This is a genomic window from Noviherbaspirillum pedocola (assembly GCF_016632335.1).
Classification (GTDB): Bacteria; Pseudomonadota; Gammaproteobacteria; order Burkholderiales; family Burkholderiaceae_D; genus Noviherbaspirillum_A; species Noviherbaspirillum_A pedocola.
The window spans coordinates 29,112-45,620 of record NZ_JAEPBG010000022.1 but is presented as its reverse complement, the minus strand read 5'-3'; the positions used below and the strand labels follow the sequence as shown (position 1 = coordinate 45,620).

Here is a 16,509-nt window from a genome sequence, read left to right as displayed (position 1 = left end):
AAGCGCAAAGTGATAGGAGGAGACGAATGAACGGTCTTGAGATGAATGAGCAATTGCTCATTCCGAATCTGTTGGCATACGCGGCTGAGAATCACAGTGACACGCAAATCGTGACACGAGAACTGTCTGGAGAGATCCTGCGCTACACCTACGCACAGGCCGAAGCGCGGGCCAGAAAACTGGCTTCCGCACTGAGCTCGCGCGGATTCGGACCTAACTCCAAAATAGCGAGCTTGGCGTGGAACACGCGACGTCATTTTGAGCTTTTCTACGCAATCCCTGGCATCGCTGCTGCTTTCCATACAGTTAATCCTCGCCTGTCTGACGAACAGCTGGTGTATGTCATCAACGATGCAAAAGACGACTGCATATTCGTCGATCTCGAAACACTGCCATTAGTGGAGAGGTTTGCATCCAAGCTGCATAGTGTGAAGTCATACATCATCATGGCCAATGAGGGCGAAATGCCGGATACCACATTGCCCAATGTTGTCTGCTATGAAAGCCTGATTGGCGAAGGCGATAGTGAGTTTGTATGGCCCCAATTTGATGAACGTACAGCAGCCATTATTTGCTATACGTCCGGCACGACAGGGAACCCAAAGGGGGTCGTCTATTCACATCGGGCAGTGGTTTTGCAAGCATTAGTCGGCAGCTCTGCCAATATGCCAGGTGGCACGAATGGACAGCAGCAGGTTCTCTTTGGCTTAGCGCCGATGTTTCATGCCAATGCGTGGTGCTTCCCCTTCATCGGTCCGCTGATTGGTGCCAAGCTCGTATTCCCTGGACGAGACATGCGTCCTGAAAGCCTTTATGAGCTTATTGAGAGCGAGGGTGTTACCCGAGCTGCAGGGGTGCCTTCCATTTGGTTGATTATGGTTGAGTGGCTCGCTAAACATCAGAAAAGGTTTTCAACACTGCGCGAAGCCTTTGGCGCCGGGTCACCGCTCCCACCTCATCTAATCCAGGGTCTGAAAGACGATTTTGACCTTGAAGTGACTCAATCGTGGGGAATGACGGAGGTTCCTCATGGAAGCAGCGGCACGCTCAAGCCCGGCCACGACCAGTTCCCGGCTGCCGAGCAACTCCGTTACCGTGGTAAATCGGGACGGACGGTATTCGGAACACGGATGCGGATTGTTGACGAATCGGGAAACGAGTTACCGCGCGACGGAAAAACAGCAGGGCATCTGCGTGTAAAAGGGCTATGGGCCGCATCTGCTTATCTGAATGAAGGTCCCAATTCTGCATTGGATGCTGACGGTTGGCTTATCACGGGTGATATCGCGACTATTGATAAGGACGGCTACATTCAGTTGGTAGATCGTTCCAAAGATGTTATCAAATCCGGTGGGGAGTGGATCAGCTCAGTTGAACTGGAGAAGATCGCGATGATGCACCCCGAAGTGTTGCAGGCAGCTGCATTCGCGATTCCGCATGAAAAATGGAGTGAGCGCCCAATGCTGGCGGTTGTGCGCAAGCCTGGTGCGTTAATTGACGCCGCTACGTTACTGGATTTCATGAAGTCGCATCTGGCCCGCTTTTGGCTTCCTGATGTCATCGAATTTCTTGATGAACTGCCTACGACAGCAACGGGAAAGCTTAACAAAATCGCCTTGCGAGAGAGCTATGCGCGAAATCAACAAAATAGAGAGGACGCTGAGGTTACGCGCTAACACCTGTCTTCCTCGTTCGTTAGCCCCCGTTTTCTTATCAGAGAGACTGTCATGAAGATTTTGGTTCCAGTCAAACGTGTAGTGGATTACAACGTCAAGGTTCAAGTCAAATCCGATGGCTCAGGCGTCGATATCGCTAATGTAAAAATGAGCATGAATCCCTTTGACGAGATCGCCGTCGAGGAAGCGGTAAGGCTCAAGGAAGGCGGCAAGGCCACCGAGATCGTCGCCGTCTCCGCTGGCGTCACCCAATGCCAGGAAACTCTGCGCACCGCGATGGCCATCGGCGCCGACCGCGGCATCCTGGTCGAAACCACCGAAGAACTGCAGCCGCTGGCCGTAGCCAAGCTGCTCAAGGCGCTGGCTGATAAAGAGCAGCCGCAGCTGATCATCCTCGGCAAGCAGGCCATTGACGACGACAGCAACCAGACCGGCCAGATGCTGGCCGCGTTGCTCGGCTGGGGCCAGGCCACCTTCGCCTCCAAGGTCGTCATCGAAGACGGCAAGGCGACCGTGACCCGCGAAGTCGACGGCGGCCTGGAAACCGTGGCGCTGCCGCTGCCGGCTATCGTCACCACCGACCTGCGCCTGAACGAGCCGCGCTACGTGACGCTGCCGAACATTATGAAGGCCAAGAAAAAGCCGCTGGAAACCGTCAAGCCGGCCGACCTCGGCGTGGATGTGACGCCGCGCCTGAAGACGCTGAAGGTCGCCGAGCCGCCGAAGCGCAGCGCCGGCATCATGGTCAAGGACGTGGCCGAGCTGGTGTCCAGGCTCAAGAACGAAGCAAAAGTCATCTAGCGGTGGGCAGTACGTAAAGGAGGTACGGCAATGGATCAAATCAAGCAACCCAGCAAGGAACAGGTCAGGAATTGGCTTGCCTCCCCCAGGCAGCGTCCGGCACCGCTTCCGAGCAGTGAGGAGATCCGCCGTCAACTTGGCTGGGTCTGACGTCACAGCAACGCAGTCCAGTGACTTCAAAGATTACCCGCGGAATTCGCCAGCACTCTCCCAATATTGGGGGGACAACATAATGAGATCGCCATGAGCACATTAGTCATTGCAGAACACGACAATGCCCACCTGAAAGGCAGCACGCTGAACACCGTCACCGCGGCCGCGCAATGCGGCGGTGACGTCCACATCCTGGTCGCTGGCCAGAATGCCGGCGCGGTGGCCGAAGCCGCGGCAAAGATCGTTGGCGTGGCCAGGGTGCTGGTCGCCGACGGCGCCCAGTTTGCCGACGGCCTGGCCGAGAACGTCGCCGAGCAGGCGATCGCGCTGGCCGGCAATTACAGCCACATCCTTGCCCCGGCCACCGCCTACGGCAAGAACATCCTGCCGCGCGTGGCCGCCCGCCTGGACGTGGCGCAGATTTCCGAGATCACCAAGGTCGTGTCGCCGGACACCTTCGAGCGTCCGATCTACGCCGGCAATGCGATCGCCACCGTGCAGTCGGCCGATCCGGTGAAGGTCATCACCGTGCGCACCACCGGCTTCGATGCCGCGGCGCAGGGTGGCTTGGCGCAGGGTGGCTCGGCGCAGGTCGAGAACATCACCCCGGTCGGCGACGCCGGCAAGTCCAGCTTCGTGTCGCGCGAAGTGGCGAAGTCGGATCGTCCGGAACTGACCGCGGCGAAGATCATCGTCTCCGGCGGCCGCGGCATGGGCTCCGGCGAAGCCTTCAAGGTGCTCGAGCCGCTGGCGGATAAGCTCGGCGCGGCCATGGGCGCCTCGCGCGCGGCGGTCGACGCGGGCTTTGTGCCGAACGACTGGCAGGTCGGTCAGACCGGCAAGGTCGTGGCGCCGCAGCTGTACATCGCGGTCGGCATCTCGGGTGCGATCCAGCACCTGGCCGGCATGAAGGATTCCAAGACGATCGTGGCGATCAACAAGGATCCGGAAGCACCAATCTTCCAAGTTGCCGATTATGGTCTGGTAGGCGACCTGTTCTCCGAAGTGCCGGCTTTCGTGTCGGAACTGTAAGCCGGGGGGCTTATGTTGCAGACAGGGGAAAGCGTTTTTCGGGGAACGGAGGCTGCTAGAGATCAGCTCGTGCGCTTTGCTAAGGAGCAAAGTTATCGAGCCTGGGCGACCGACACTGTGCGCTGGTCAGACACCGATAAGCTTGGACATGTCAATCACTTGGCGGTTGGCGCGTACATGGAGACTGGCCGCGCACGTTTCATGGCCGGCATTGAAGTAGCCGACCAAATATTTGTTACGGCCAGTCTCACCATCAACTTTCTACGTGAACTGCACTGGCCCGATCCCGTTCGTATTGGTACAGCGGTATTAAAGGTAGGCACGACTTCATTTGAATTGGTGCAAGGACTCTTTAGTGGCCAACTCTGCATAGCTACGAGCACCGCCACGCTCGTACTAATCGACGGTGCCTCCCGCAAGCCTGTTCCTATTCCACAGTTACAGCGCGAGCAATTTGCGAGCTTCGCTTTACAAGCCTCATAGATTAAATCTGTCCATTTAAATGAACACGTAACAGCAATGCAGCACCCCAGTTCGGCACAAAGTTGATATCAGGAAAATATCAGGACAATCTCAGGAGACACAGAATGCATACTCGATCTATCAATCGGTGGTGGACCGTCGTAGCGGGCACAATTGCGACTATCGTAGGCGCCAGTTCCATCGCCACTTTCATGTTTGGCGTATTCGCTAAAGCGATTGGAAATGAATACGGCTGGCCACGGTCTTCAGTATCCCTTGGGCTAACAGCGTTTCTGATTGCGAATGGATTTGGTGTTCTGTTTATTGGCGCAGCGATTGATCGTTGGGGGGTGCGCCGCACCACAGGGATATTGATAGCGATCTTCGGCACGGCAATCGCAACGATAGGAATGGCGTCGCTCAGCTTGCCGATGTTTGTGGCCACGTTCGCAGTGATTGGTTTCTGCGGAGCTGCGGGTACGATGATTCCCTATGCAGTCTTGGTTTGTAAACAATTCGACCAGCAGCGTGGGCTCGCGCTCGGCATAGTTAATGCGGGTAATGGAGTCGGTGGCATGCTCATGCCGATTATTGCCCAATATCTGCTTCTTCACTATGGCTGGCGTGCTGGCTATATTGGTGTGGGCACAATTGTCGGGCTTGTACCTCTTCTGTGTCTTATTTTCTTGATTCGTGCGTCGTCCAATGAGACGACACAGCCTACGTCTTCCGTCTCGCAAGTCAAGGAGTCACTTTGGCAGGTTGTTGGCAAACGGAAGCAATTTTGGTTACTGGCGCTGGCGATTTGTCTGATCTCCTTTTCAACCTTCGGCGTAATGTCGCAAATGGTATCGATCCTCACGGACCGTGGATTTACTGCGGTCGTTGCTGCTGGAGTGCTCTCAGTTGCGGGTACGAGTTCAATGGTTGCACGGCTCGGCACCGGCTACCTCATGGACCGTATCTTTGCCCCCTATGTCATGACAATAGTTTTCATCTGCGCCGTGGCCGGCATCTGGTTCATTACGCATTCCCCGGCGTTATCAGTTGTCACATTCGGAGCAGTATTACTTGGCATCGGTCTAGGGGCAGAAGGCGACATTATTACTTTCGTTGTGAGTCGATATTTTCCCGCGCCCGTATTTGGGCGCGTGATGGGAGCCGTATGGTTCACGTTTGCGTGGGGTGCGGCGGGCGGAACTTATTTACTTAGTCTCTCCTACGATCTAACGAAGTCATACGCGACTGCGGTGTATATCCTGTTTGCATTGATAGTGGTCGCCATTGCTGCCGTACTGAACTTGGGGCCATACATTTACCCACCTTCACATCCGAATCGGAATGTGAAATTGAAACCAGCTGCCAAAAATCTGGGAGCTTAATCAAGGGGCGAAGCGGAACGTGCAGTTGCCGCTTTCTCATACGCGGCGTTCGCTTCCTTCAGAAGTTTCTAAGTACGCCTGTACCGGCTGACTAAACAGCTCTTCCAGGAAAGTAAAGAACACATGACACAACCAAACTTCGGTGATCAGGGCCCGCGCGAGGCTATGGAGTATGACGTCGTCATCGTCGGCGGCGGGCCCGCAGGCCTGTCGGCCGGCATCCGGCTCAAGCAGCTGGCGGCCGAGCGTGGTCAGGAAGTCTCGGTCTGCGTGCTGGAAAAAGGCGGCGAAGTCGGCGCCCACATTCTCTCCGGCGCGGTGATGGACCCGATCGCGATCAACGAGCTCTTCCCCAATTGGAAAGAAATAGGCGCGCCGCTCAATACGCCCGTCTCCGAAGACCGCTTCCTGTTCCTGACCGAGACCAAAGCCCGCAAGACGCCGGGCTGGGCATTGCCCGCCTGCTTCCAGAACCACGGCAATTACGTGATCTCGCTGGGCAATGTGACCCGCTGGCTCGGCCAGCAGGCTGAGGCGCTCGGCGTGGAAATCTTCCCCGGCTTCCCGGCCGCCGAGATCCTGTACAACGACGACGGCTCGGTGAAAGGTGTCGCCACCGGCAACATGGGCGTGGACCGCGAAGGCAATCCGACCGACGCGTTCCAGCTCGGCATGGAGTTGCACGCAAAATACACGCTGTTCGCCGAAGGCTCGCGCGGCCACCTCGGCAAGCAGCTGATGGCGAAATACGATCTGAACGTCGGCCGCGATCCGCAGGCGTATGGCATCGGCATCAAGGAATTGTGGGAAATCGATCCGAAGATGCATCAGCCCGGCCTGGTAATTCACACCGCCGGCTGGCCGCTGGACAACAGCACCTACGGCGGTTCCTTCCTGTACCACCTCGAGAACAACCAGGTCGCGGTCGGCTATGTCGTCGGCCTGGCTTATGAAAACCCGTACATTTCGCCGTACGAGGAATTCCAGCGCTACAAGACCCATCCGGAAATCCGCAAGTTCTTCGAAGGCGGCCGGCGCATCTCATATGGCGCGCGCGCGATCACCGCGGGCGGCCTGCAGTCGCTGCCGAAGCTGGTGTTCCCGGGCGGCGCGCTGGTCGGCTGCGACGCGGGCTTCTTGAATGCGAGCCGCATCAAGGGCAGCCATGCGGCGATCAAGACCGGCATGCTGGCTGCCGAAGCGGCCTTCGATGCGATCGGCGCCGGACGGCAGCATGATGAACTGACCGCGTATCCGGCCTTGTTCGAGAAGTCGTGGCTGCATAAAGAGCTGTACAAGGCACGCAATTTCAAGCCCTTCATGGGCTTGGGCCTGATGTCGGGCACGCTGATGGTCGGCATCGACCAGGTGCTGTTCAAGGGGAACGCTCCCTGGACCATGCATCACAAGCGCGCCGACCATGAATACCTGCGCCCGGCATCCGACTTCAAGCCGATCGCCTATCCGAAGCCGGATGGCAAGCTGACCTTCGACCGCCTGTCTTCGGTATTCATTTCGAACACCAACCATGGCGAAGACCAGCCGGTGCACCTGACGCTGAAGGATGCGAGCGTGCCGACCCGAATCAACCTGCCGACCTATGCCGGCCCGGAACAGCGTTATTGCCCCGCGGGCGTGTATGAATACGTGAAGAGCGACGAAGGCCAGGACCGCCTGCAGATCAATGCGCAGAACTGCGTGCACTGCAAGACCTGCGACATCAAGGACCCGACGCAGAACATCGTCTGGGTCACGCCGGAAGGCGGCGGCGGACCGAACTATCCGAACATGTAACTCGGAAAATGAAGTTTGTCACCTAATAAACGTTGCCCTTTTGCAAGGTCAACGATCAGGAACATTGAGTGATGAATTAAGCAACGGCGGAAAAGGTTTAAAGACCCTTAACGCATCCCGAAACAACAAGGCGTCGACTAATTTAGCAGGCGGCTAAACCGTGTCCAGTAGGACAAGGCTGGAACGCCATTGCCTTCGACGCTGGCCAGAGGCGCAAACACATAAACGATTTTTTAACCGCAATCAAGGGGACAACCTGATGAAGAAGTCGCTGCTCGCACTGGCAATAGCACTCGTAACTGGAGACGCCGCATATGCACAATCCAGTTTGATAATTTATGGCGCATTTGACGGAGGGGTTCGCTATCAAACCAACCAGGATGCGGCCGGTCACACTAAGCTTACGCTGAGCTCGATCGGTACGTACAACGCCAATCGCATTGGATTCAAGGGCGTGGAAGATTTAGGTGGGGGCCTGAACGCACACTTCAATTTGGAGAGCGGTTTCAATACAGGCACGGGTGCTTTGGACAATAGCGCCAAGTTATTCAATCGAGTTGCCCTAGTCGGGCTCGGAAGCCAGTGGGGCTCACTGGATCTAGGTCGTCAATATACTGCCGTATTCAAAACCATCGGCGGCTACGATCCGTTTAATTATAAATACACTAATATCATTCCGCTAACCGGCGGAGCAAGTGCGGGCATTCGCTATGATAATGACCTCCAATACACCGGTACCTTCGGGCCAATTACTGCGCGTGCGGAGTGGGCCTTGGGCGAGCAAACTGGTAGCGCGCGTAACAGCTCTGCGCAAGGTGTAGGTGTAAGTTACTTCAACGGTTCGATAAATGTTGGTGCAGCGTACGCACTGCGCAAGCCGAATGTTGCAGCTGCCGGCGCGAGCGCCAATTTTCAAGAAAACCGTACTTGGACCTTGGGCGGTGCTTATACGTTTGGCCCCGCTCGTATTGCAGGCGGTTACCAGCGTGAAAACCAGGATCTCGTCTCGGGAAGCACGCAACAAAGAAATGCTTGGTTTGGCGGCAGCTATGACTTCAGCCCGGCATTCGCTGTAACTGCGGCATATTACGACACGAAGGTCGACAACATCAGCAACACGGGAACCAACGGCAAACGTCAGCTACTGATTGCCGGTACGACCTATGCGTTGTCGAAACGTACCAACCTTTACGCAGACATCGACTATGCCCGCTTTCGGGACGGTTTGGCGCTTCCTGTTGGCGCTGCTGGGCTTCCCGCCGGAAACTTCCTTGCAGGTGGCAGCAGCCAGTTAGGTTTAGCTTCGGCTGCCGGACAAAGTCATCAGACGGGCGTCTCGGTCGGTATCAATCACCTGTTCTGATGCGAAGACAAGGGATCGGGTGGCGTAATCGACACGACGTGGCGATCAAAATCTTGATACCACGAAGTTTCAAAGAAATAGGTGTCTGTTTGGCTCGACAGTCATTTTGATGGTGTAGTGAAGCCGATGAGCTGAGAGTAGAGCGATTGTGTTTTCAGCTCATCGGTGGAAAGACTTTTGTTCCAGTTGTATCTAAAGCGGGTGTGTTTTAGCTGTTGGTAGCAATAAAGCCTTTCAAGCAAACACATCGCTGCGTTGAGGAATGCACAAGATGATAGGGCAATGGATCAGCTTCAAGCGATGAGAGTGTTTGCCGCTGTCGCGGAACAAGGAAGCTTTGCTCGTGCGGCACGCCACCTGGAAATGTCCGGTGCCGTCGTTACTCGAAATATCGGCGACCTTGAAAATCATCTTGCTATTCGTCTGTTAAACCGGACGACACGGCGTTTGTCCCTTACCGAGGCTGGGCAAGTGTATCTGAGGCGAGTGACACAGATCTTGCAAGACCTTGAAGAGGCGAATGCGGCTGCGATGGCACATTCCAATCTACCAACTGGGACACTGTGCGTTTATGCACAGCTCAGTTTTGGTGAAACGCAGCTGTCGCCTGTACTCTCTTCTTACAAGGAGACCTATCCTAACGTGGCGTTAGATGTGACGCTCACGGAGAGAACGCCGAATCTCGTCGATGAAGGATTTGACGTTGGGTTCTTTTTATCTCCGCAACGTTTTGACGCGACAATGATCGCACGTCAACTTGGCGTAACCGACGTATTGGTTTGCGCATCCCCTGAATATATCGCCCGTCACGGCGAACCAAAGACTCCGCAAGACCTCGCACACCACGCATGTTTGAACTTCACCTACGAGAAAATACGCCATCAATGGTCCGTCGATAGCCCGGTGGGCACGATTGGTATCGCAATCAAACGTGACATGGTGTCCAATAATGGCGAGCTGCTTCGCCAGTGTGCGGTTAATGCGATGGGCATAATAATGCGTCCAGCGTTTGCCTTACGCGAAGATCTTGAAACAGGTCGACTGGTGCGCCTTCTGTCTGAATATGATTTCGGGAAAATAGTGGTTACGATGGTCTATCCCAGCCGCCGCCATGTGCCTGCAAAGGTTTCAAGCTTCATCGACTTCATAATGCGGTGTTTTCCAAAGCCAGAAAGCGACCCATGGTCGACTCACTAGAGGAGTTTTCGAGTGCAAGTAGGGGCATCCTCCTTGCACGTTTCCTATTATTGTCCAATTGCCCGCAGCTTGAAGCGCTGTATCTTACCTGTGGCGGTCTTCGGTAGATCCGGGACAAAGACGAATTCGCGCGGATACTTGTGTGGTGTGAGTCGACTTTTAACGAAGCTCTTCAGCTCTGCACGCAATTCATCGTCCCCTTGTTGATTATTGCGTAGCACGACATATGCCATGGTCTTGACCAGTCCATCAGCATCAGGCCTGCCCACAACAGCACATTCCAGCACAGCCGGATGCTCCACCAATGCTGATTCAACCTCGACTGGCGACACATACTGTCCGCTGACTTTCAGCATGTCGTCGCTGCGGCCGGCATAAGTGTAATAACCGTCACGGTCCTTCAAATACTTGTCGCCGCTCTTCAGCCATTCACCCTGGAAAGTAGCTTGGCTCTTTTCACGGTTGGTCCAGTACATTAACGCCGCGCTCGGTCCACGAATGTATAAGTCGCCGACTTCACCGGTCGGTACCGTCTTGCCTTCCTCATCACGTAGCGCGACGTCATATCCCTCCACCGGGCGGCCGGTGGTGCCGTAGCGGATGTCGCCGCTGCGGTTGGACAGGAAGATGTGCAGCATCTCGGTCGAGCCGATGCCGTCGAGGATGTCGGCGCCGAAATGCGACTTGAAGCGTTCCCCGACTTCGCGCGGCAGCATTTCGCCGGCGGACGCGCAGATGCGCAGCGCAGTGTCTGCGCGCGCTGGCAGATCGTTGGACGCCAGCATCGACACATACAGCGTCGGCACGCCGGCGAATACCGTCGGTTTGTGGCGCACCAGGCGCTGGAACACCGCCTGTGGCGTGGGCCGCTCGGCCATCAGCACCGTGGTCGCACCGACAGACAACGGGAAGGTGAATGCATTGCCCAGGCCATAAGCGAAGAATAGTTTGGCCGCGGAGAAAACCACGTCGTCCTCGCGCACGCCGAGCACTGGCTGACCGTATAGCGTCGCGGTCCAGTAGAGGTTCGCATGGGTATGCACCGTGCCCTTGGGCTTTCCAGTGGATCCGGAAGAGTACAGCCAGAAAGCGAAGGCGTTGCGATGGGTGTCGGCATTGCCGTCCTCGGGCAGCGGGCTAGCTTGCAGCAGCGCGTGAAAGTTCTTCGCGCCTTCCGGCAGCGCATCGATGTCACTGGAGACAATCATCCGCGCGCGACTGCCGGAATGCGCCAGCGCCTGGCCGATACAGTCCGCCAGCGGTGCCGACACGACGACAGCACGCGCGCCGCTGTGCGCAAGCATGTAGGCATAGTCTTCCATTGGCAGCAGCGTGTTGACCGGCACGGGCACAATGCCCGCGAACATGGCGCCAAGCATGGCGACCGGCATGTCAGCGGTGTCATGCATTACCAGCAGCACCCGCTCCTCGGGGCGCAGGCCCTGTTCGAGCAGGCCCGCGGCGAAGCGGCGGGCGCGCAGTTCCAGTTCTGCATAGCTGATCGCTTCTCGGTCGTCGATATACGCGGTCTTGTCCGGGCGGGAGCGGTTGACGTCGAAAATGTGCCTCGCGAAGTTAAAGCGTTCCGGCGGGCTCTTGACTTCGGTTTCCATGCTGTCTCCTCGCATCTATCCTGTCTGGTTCAAAGGCTGCCGAGCGGACCGAGGGCATCAAGTGTGGTGGCTGATGCCTGCAGTGCGCTGCGACGGTGATAGAAGCCAAGCGAACGTAGCCCACCGAGCTCCTCGCCGCCGCCTGCGCGTCCGGGTCCGCCGTGGATCGACTGCGGCATCACATTGCCGTGGCCGGTCTGCGTCTTGCCCACATCCGGGCTGACCAAATTGACACGCCCATGCGAGCCTGCCAGCTCCGCTCCGGCCCGCGCCAGCCACGCATGGTCAGCGCTGAAAATTGAAGCGACCAAGGATCCCTGGCCGCGATGCGCGAGTGCGACGGCTTCATCTGCATCGCGATAGCCAATCAAAGTCGACACCGGGCCGAACACTTCGTGTTCGTGCACGGTGGTGCCCGATGCACCGTCACGCAGGCCGAGCAGTGTCGGGGCGACACAAGCTGCCAGCGCCGGGTCGGCGTCGACCAGCGCAGAATTGCGTCCGTCCACCAGCAGTTGTGCTTCGCCTGCAAGTTTCTCGATTCCCGTGTGCACGGCGTCGTATTGCTCACGGCTGACCAGCGAGCCCATCCTGACCGTGTCGTTGCGCGGGTTGCCGACCGTGATGCCCGACAGCTTCGCTGCCACGGCCTCGGCCACCGCATCGAACTGCGCGGCCGGCACCAGCGCGCGGCGGATCGCGGTGCAGCGCTGGCCGCTCTTGGTCGTCATCTCGCGTACCAGTTCCTTCACATACAGATCGAAGGCTTCGCTACCCGGTACGGCATCCGGGCCGAGCAGGGCGCTGTTAACGCTGTCGGCCTCAATGTTGACGCGCACCGAGTGGCGCGTGACCGCGTCATGGGAACGAATCTTCGCGGCGGTGTCGGCGGAGCCGGTGAAGGAGAGCACATCAAAGGGCTGTAGCGGATCAAGCAGGCCAGCGGAACTGCCGCAAACAATCGACAGCGCTCCTGGAGGCAGCACGCCGGCGTTGACGACATCCTCGACCATCCGATGCGTGAGCCAGGCAGTGACCGTGGCGGGCTTGATCACCACCGGAACGCCGGACAGCAGCGCCGGGGCGGCCTTCTCCCACAGCCCCCAGGCCGGGAAGTTGAAGGCGTTGATGAACAGCGCCAAGCCGCGCACCGGCGCGTACACATGCTGCGACTGGAACAGGCCGTCTTTGGACAACACGGTCGACGTGCCATCGCCGAGGGTATGCACATCGCCGAGGGTGGCGCCCAACTTCGCGTAATAGCCGAGGGTGTAGAGGGCCCCTTCGATATCGACTGCGGAATCGGCCTTCGTGGTACCGGAATTCGCGATCGAAATGTCGTAATAGGTGTCACGGTTGGCTTGCAGCACCTTCATTACGTCAGCCAGTATCGCGGCGCGCTGGCCATAGCTCATGGCGCGCAGTGCGCTGCCGCCGGCATTGCGGGCAAACTCATAGGCGGCTGCCAAGTTTTCCGCAGGGCCTCCGGCAAAGGCGAGTGCTTCACCGCTTACTGGATTTACCAAGGCGTGGGCGGTACGGGATTCTGGCTGCCATTGGCCGCCGAGATAATTGCGAAGAAAAACGCTCATTGGAGTGCTTCCTAAATGGTTGGGGAGCGGATTCAGGCCGCTTTGGTGAACTGAATTGCGCCTTGGGGAAGGAGATACAGCACTAGGGCGTGGCCTTCGGTAACGGTCGGGTGATGGGCGCTGCCTGGGCCGTAAACGCACCAGCCGGCCGGATGGCCATCGAAGCGGGCGCCGGGAGTGAGCGGCATGATGAGGTCGATCTCACCTTGCGGATGCACATGATGCGGCCCCGCCAAGTCCTGCATGTCGACAACGTCCACCGAGAAGCCATGCGTCGCATCGGCGGCCTTCAGCACGCGGCCATACTTGATACCACCGCCTTCGCGGTTGCACATCCAACCATCCTGCACACCTTCGCGGCAGGCAGAGAAGATGGCTTCATAGGTTGGGCTGCCGGGGCCGTGCTCGGCATTCAGACGTGCGGCCAGGGAGTCGTCCAGCGGCTGGCCTGATAGCGAAACAGTAAGGTTAGAAATCAGTTGTTCAAATTGAAGGACATCCATGGAAATCTTCCTAGTGCAACGCGGTGTGCGTTCTTGGTTGTGCTGGGCGCGGTCTTATACTGCATGTTTAAATCAGTCTATATGCAGTATGATGCAACCGTCAAGCACGGAATCCGTAATATAATTCCTTAGCCTTCAACCCTTTAGTTTGCACGGTGTACACGCGGGAATCCCCATGACAGACCTATCGGAACCTACCAAAGACCCATTTCTGTCCCAATTGGGCGAGCGGGTGAAATCCCTGCGAGCGCGCCGCGGCATATCGCGCAAGGCCCTTGCAACGCTGGCGGATGTCTCCGAGCGCCATGTGGCAAATGTCGAAACAGGCGTCGGCAATGCTTCAATTCAGTTTCTGCGCCAGCTGGCGCAGGTGCTCAATTGCAGCCTGGCTGAAATGACCGGCGATCAGACGGCCTCCTCGCCAGAATGGCTCATGATTCGCGGAATCCTGCATAGCCGCACGGATGCCGAGTTAAAGCAGGCGCGTGTGGCGCTATCTGAATTGTTCGAAACACCGACGTCCGAGGCAGCTAGGCGGCGGCGCATTGCGTTGATCGGCCTGCGCGGGGCCGGCAAGTCCAGTATCGGCCGCATGCTGGCCGCTTCATGGGCGCTGCCCTTCGTGGAACTGAGCCGCGAGATTGAAATTCTCGCTGGCTGCAGCATTCCAGAGATCCATTCCCTGTACGGCGCAAACGCCTATCGGCGCTATGAATACCGGGCGCTAGAGGATGTCATCCGACGCCTGCCCACCGCCATAGTCGCCACGCCGGGCGGCATCGTCTCGGATCCAGCGACTTTCAATTTGTTGCTGTCGCACTGCTATACGGTCTGGCTGAAGGCTTCCCCCGAGGAGCATATGGCGCGGGTGCTGGCCCAAGGGGACAAAAGGCCGATGCAGGGAAACCGCGAGGCAATGGAAGACTTGAAGAACATCCTCGCCAGCCGCGAAGAGTTCTATTCCAAGGCCGATCTAGCCATGGACACCAGCGAGATGGCGCAGGAAGCTGCGTTCCTAAGCCTCTCTGAACAGCTGCGCGAGAAAGTGCTCACGTAGCCCAGCGCAAGCGGCTGAACCTCATCCGAGCCGCCGCTTGCTCTGCTTTGCTGCTCAGCCCGTCAAATCGGCGTCCCGAAATATTTTTCCGTTAAATGCATTTCGCTGCTTGACGCTTGTTTCAGACTGCAATATAGTGCCTTCACCGTAACGACGCTGCAGCATATTTCCTTCAAGGACGCCTACCATGACTACCCAGCAAGTGAATTACCAAACTTCCCCGGAACAGTACAAGCACTGGACGCTGGCCTGCGAAGGCGCAGTCGCCACGCTGACCATGAACGTCAATGAGGAGGGCGGCCTGCGTGAGGGCTACAAGCTCAAGCTGAACTCCTACGACCTCGGTGTCGATATCGAACTGCACGACGCGGTGCAGCGCATCCGCTTCGAACATCCGGAAGTCAGGACCGTCGTCATTACTTCCAGCCGCGACCGCATCTTCTGTTCCGGCGCGAACATCTTCATGCTGGGCAAGTCGACCCACGCCTGGAAGGTCAACTTCTGCAAGTTCACCAACGAGACCCGCAACGGCCTGGAAGACTCCAGCCGCAACGAAGGCCTGAAATTCCTGGCCGCGGTCAACGGCGCCTGCGCCGGCGGCGGCTACGAGCTGGCTGCGGCTTGCGATGAAATCCTGCTGGTAGACGACCGCTCCTCGGCGGTCAGCCTGCCCGAAGTGCCGCTGCTGGGCGTGCTGCCCGGCACTGGCGGCCTGACCCGCCTGACCGACAAGAGGAAGGTGCGTCATGACCATGCCGACATCTTCTGCACCACCTCCGAAGGCGTGCGCGGCCAGCGTGCTGTCGATTGGAAGCTGGTCGATGCCATCGCCAAGCCGGCGCAGTTCAAGGACGCGGTGCAGCAGCGCGCACAGCAGCTCACCGCGCAGAGCGACCGTCCGGCTGATGCGCAAGGTGTAAAACTGAATCCGCTGAATAAGACCCAGTCGGACAACGGGCTTGAATACACCCAGGTCAACGTCGCGATTGACCGCGTTTCCCGTACCGCGACTTTCACCGTGCGCGCGCCGCAGGGCCAGCAGCCGAACAGCGTCGCAGCCATCGTCGAAGCCGGTGAGCAATGGTGGCCGTTGCAGATGGCGCGCGAGCTGGACGACGCGATCCTGCACATGCGCACCAACGAAACCGAGATCGGCACCTGGCTGCTGAAGACCGTCGGCGATGCCGATGCGGTGCTGGCCATGGATGAAACCCTGCTGGCCAACCGCGGCCACTGGCTGGTGCGTCAGACCATCGGCATGATGCGCCGCACCTTCGCCCGCCTCGATGTGTCGTCGCGCTCGCTGTTCGCGCTGATCGACGAAGGCTCCTGCTTTGCCGGCTCGCTGCTGGAAGTGGCGCTGGCCGCTGACCGCAGCTACATGCTGGCCTTGCCGGACAGCCCGGAAGCCGCACCGAAGATCGCGGTATCGGAAATGAATTTCGGCCTGCTGCCGATGATCACGACGCAATCCCGCCTGGCACGCCGCTTCTATGACGGCCAAGCCGATGTTTCCAACGTGCGGGAGACCATGGGCAAGAAGCTCGATGCCGACGAAGCGATGGCGCTGGGCCTGATCACCGCGAATCCGGACGACATCGACTGGGCCGACGAGATCCGCATCGCCGTGGAAGAGCGCGCCAGCATGTCGCCGGATGCGCTGACCGGACTGGAGGCGAACCTGCGCTTCAATGGCCCGGAGACCATGGAAACCCGCATCTTCGGCCGCCTCTCGGCTTGGCAGAACTGGATCTTCATCCGCCCGAACGCTGTCGGCGAAAAAGGCGCGCTCAAGGTCTACGGCAGCGGCGACAAGGCACAGTTCGACATGAACCGCGTGTAACGAACAACACTGACATCAACAGCAGTCAACACACAGAGGAC

Annotated in this window: 13 protein-coding genes; 10 read left to right on the top strand and 3 right to left on the bottom strand. The window is 58.0% G+C overall.

What is annotated here, in order from left to right; genetic code table 11:
• Positions 1–26 precede the first annotated feature (26 nt).
• The 8 genes from JJB74_RS28150 to JJB74_RS28115 all read left to right on the top strand — a co-directional run bounded on the left by JJB74_RS28150 (position 27) and on the right by JJB74_RS28115 (position 9,860).
• Positions 27–1,676 carry a long-chain fatty acid--CoA ligase gene (locus JJB74_RS28150; RefSeq protein WP_200597791.1) on the top strand — a complete coding sequence of 550 codons (1,650 nt, stop codon included), beginning with the start codon at positions 27–29 and terminating at the stop codon, positions 1,674–1,676.
• Positions 1,677–1,727: 51 nt separating this feature from the next.
• Entirely contained in the window at positions 1,728–2,477 is a 750-nt protein-coding gene (locus JJB74_RS28145) for an electron transfer flavoprotein subunit beta/FixA family protein (protein WP_200597789.1), read from the top strand.
• Between the two features lie 243 nt (positions 2,478–2,720).
• Positions 2,721–3,662, top strand: coding sequence for an electron transfer flavoprotein subunit alpha/FixB family protein (locus JJB74_RS28140; protein ID WP_200597787.1), 942 nt, complete (start codon positions 2,721–2,723; stop codon positions 3,660–3,662).
• Between the two features lie 12 nt (positions 3,663–3,674).
• Positions 3,675–4,145: an acyl-CoA thioesterase gene (locus JJB74_RS33785; protein ID WP_200597786.1), complete on the top strand. Its 471-nt coding sequence runs from the start codon at positions 3,675–3,677 to the stop codon at positions 4,143–4,145.
• Positions 4,146–4,249: 104 nt separating this feature from the next.
• Complete coding sequence (locus tag JJB74_RS28130; protein WP_200597784.1) at positions 4,250–5,506, top strand: MFS transporter; 1,257 nt, start codon at positions 4,250–4,252, stop codon at positions 5,504–5,506.
• Positions 5,507–5,629: 123 nt separating this feature from the next.
• Positions 5,630–7,300, top strand: a complete 1,671-nt coding sequence (locus JJB74_RS28125; protein WP_200597782.1) for an electron transfer flavoprotein-ubiquinone oxidoreductase — start codon at positions 5,630–5,632, stop codon at positions 7,298–7,300.
• A 259-nt stretch (positions 7,301–7,559) separates the two neighbouring features.
• Positions 7,560–8,663: a porin gene (locus JJB74_RS28120; protein WP_200597780.1), complete on the top strand. Its 1,104-nt coding sequence runs from the start codon at positions 7,560–7,562 to the stop codon at positions 8,661–8,663.
• A 282-nt stretch (positions 8,664–8,945) separates the two neighbouring features.
• Positions 8,946–9,860: a LysR family transcriptional regulator gene (locus tag JJB74_RS28115; RefSeq protein WP_200597778.1), complete on the top strand. Its 915-nt coding sequence runs from the start codon at positions 8,946–8,948 to the stop codon at positions 9,858–9,860.
• Between the two features lie 47 nt (positions 9,861–9,907).
• Here the strand turns inward: JJB74_RS28115 and JJB74_RS28110 are convergent, their stop codons facing one another.
• From JJB74_RS28110 to JJB74_RS28100, 3 genes are read right to left on the bottom strand one after another with little or no spacing between them, the layout of a single operon-like run.
• A complete protein-coding gene (locus tag JJB74_RS28110; protein ID WP_200597776.1) occupies positions 9,908–11,473 on the bottom strand; it encodes a benzoate-CoA ligase family protein in 1,566 nt (521 codons plus the stop codon).
• Between the two features lie 29 nt (positions 11,474–11,502).
• Positions 11,503–13,065, bottom strand: coding sequence for a 3,4-dehydroadipyl-CoA semialdehyde dehydrogenase (locus JJB74_RS28105; protein WP_200597774.1), 1,563 nt, complete (start codon positions 13,063–13,065; stop codon positions 11,503–11,505).
• Positions 13,066–13,097: 32 nt separating this feature from the next.
• Positions 13,098–13,568, bottom strand: coding sequence for a DUF4863 family protein (locus JJB74_RS28100; RefSeq protein ID WP_200597772.1), 471 nt, complete (start codon positions 13,566–13,568; stop codon positions 13,098–13,100).
• A 175-nt stretch (positions 13,569–13,743) separates the two neighbouring features.
• Here JJB74_RS28100 and JJB74_RS28095 point away from each other — a divergent pair, with 175 nt between their 5' ends.
• Both JJB74_RS28095 and boxC read left to right on the top strand, forming a co-directional pair.
• Positions 13,744–14,625, top strand: coding sequence for a helix-turn-helix transcriptional regulator (locus JJB74_RS28095; RefSeq protein ID WP_200597857.1), 882 nt, complete (start codon positions 13,744–13,746; stop codon positions 14,623–14,625).
• A gap of 187 nt (positions 14,626–14,812) precedes the next feature.
• A complete protein-coding gene (gene boxC, locus JJB74_RS28090) occupies positions 14,813–16,468 on the top strand; it encodes a 2,3-epoxybenzoyl-CoA dihydrolase (protein ID WP_200597771.1) in 1,656 nt (551 codons plus the stop codon).
• The last annotated feature ends 41 nt before the right edge of the window (positions 16,469–16,509 follow it).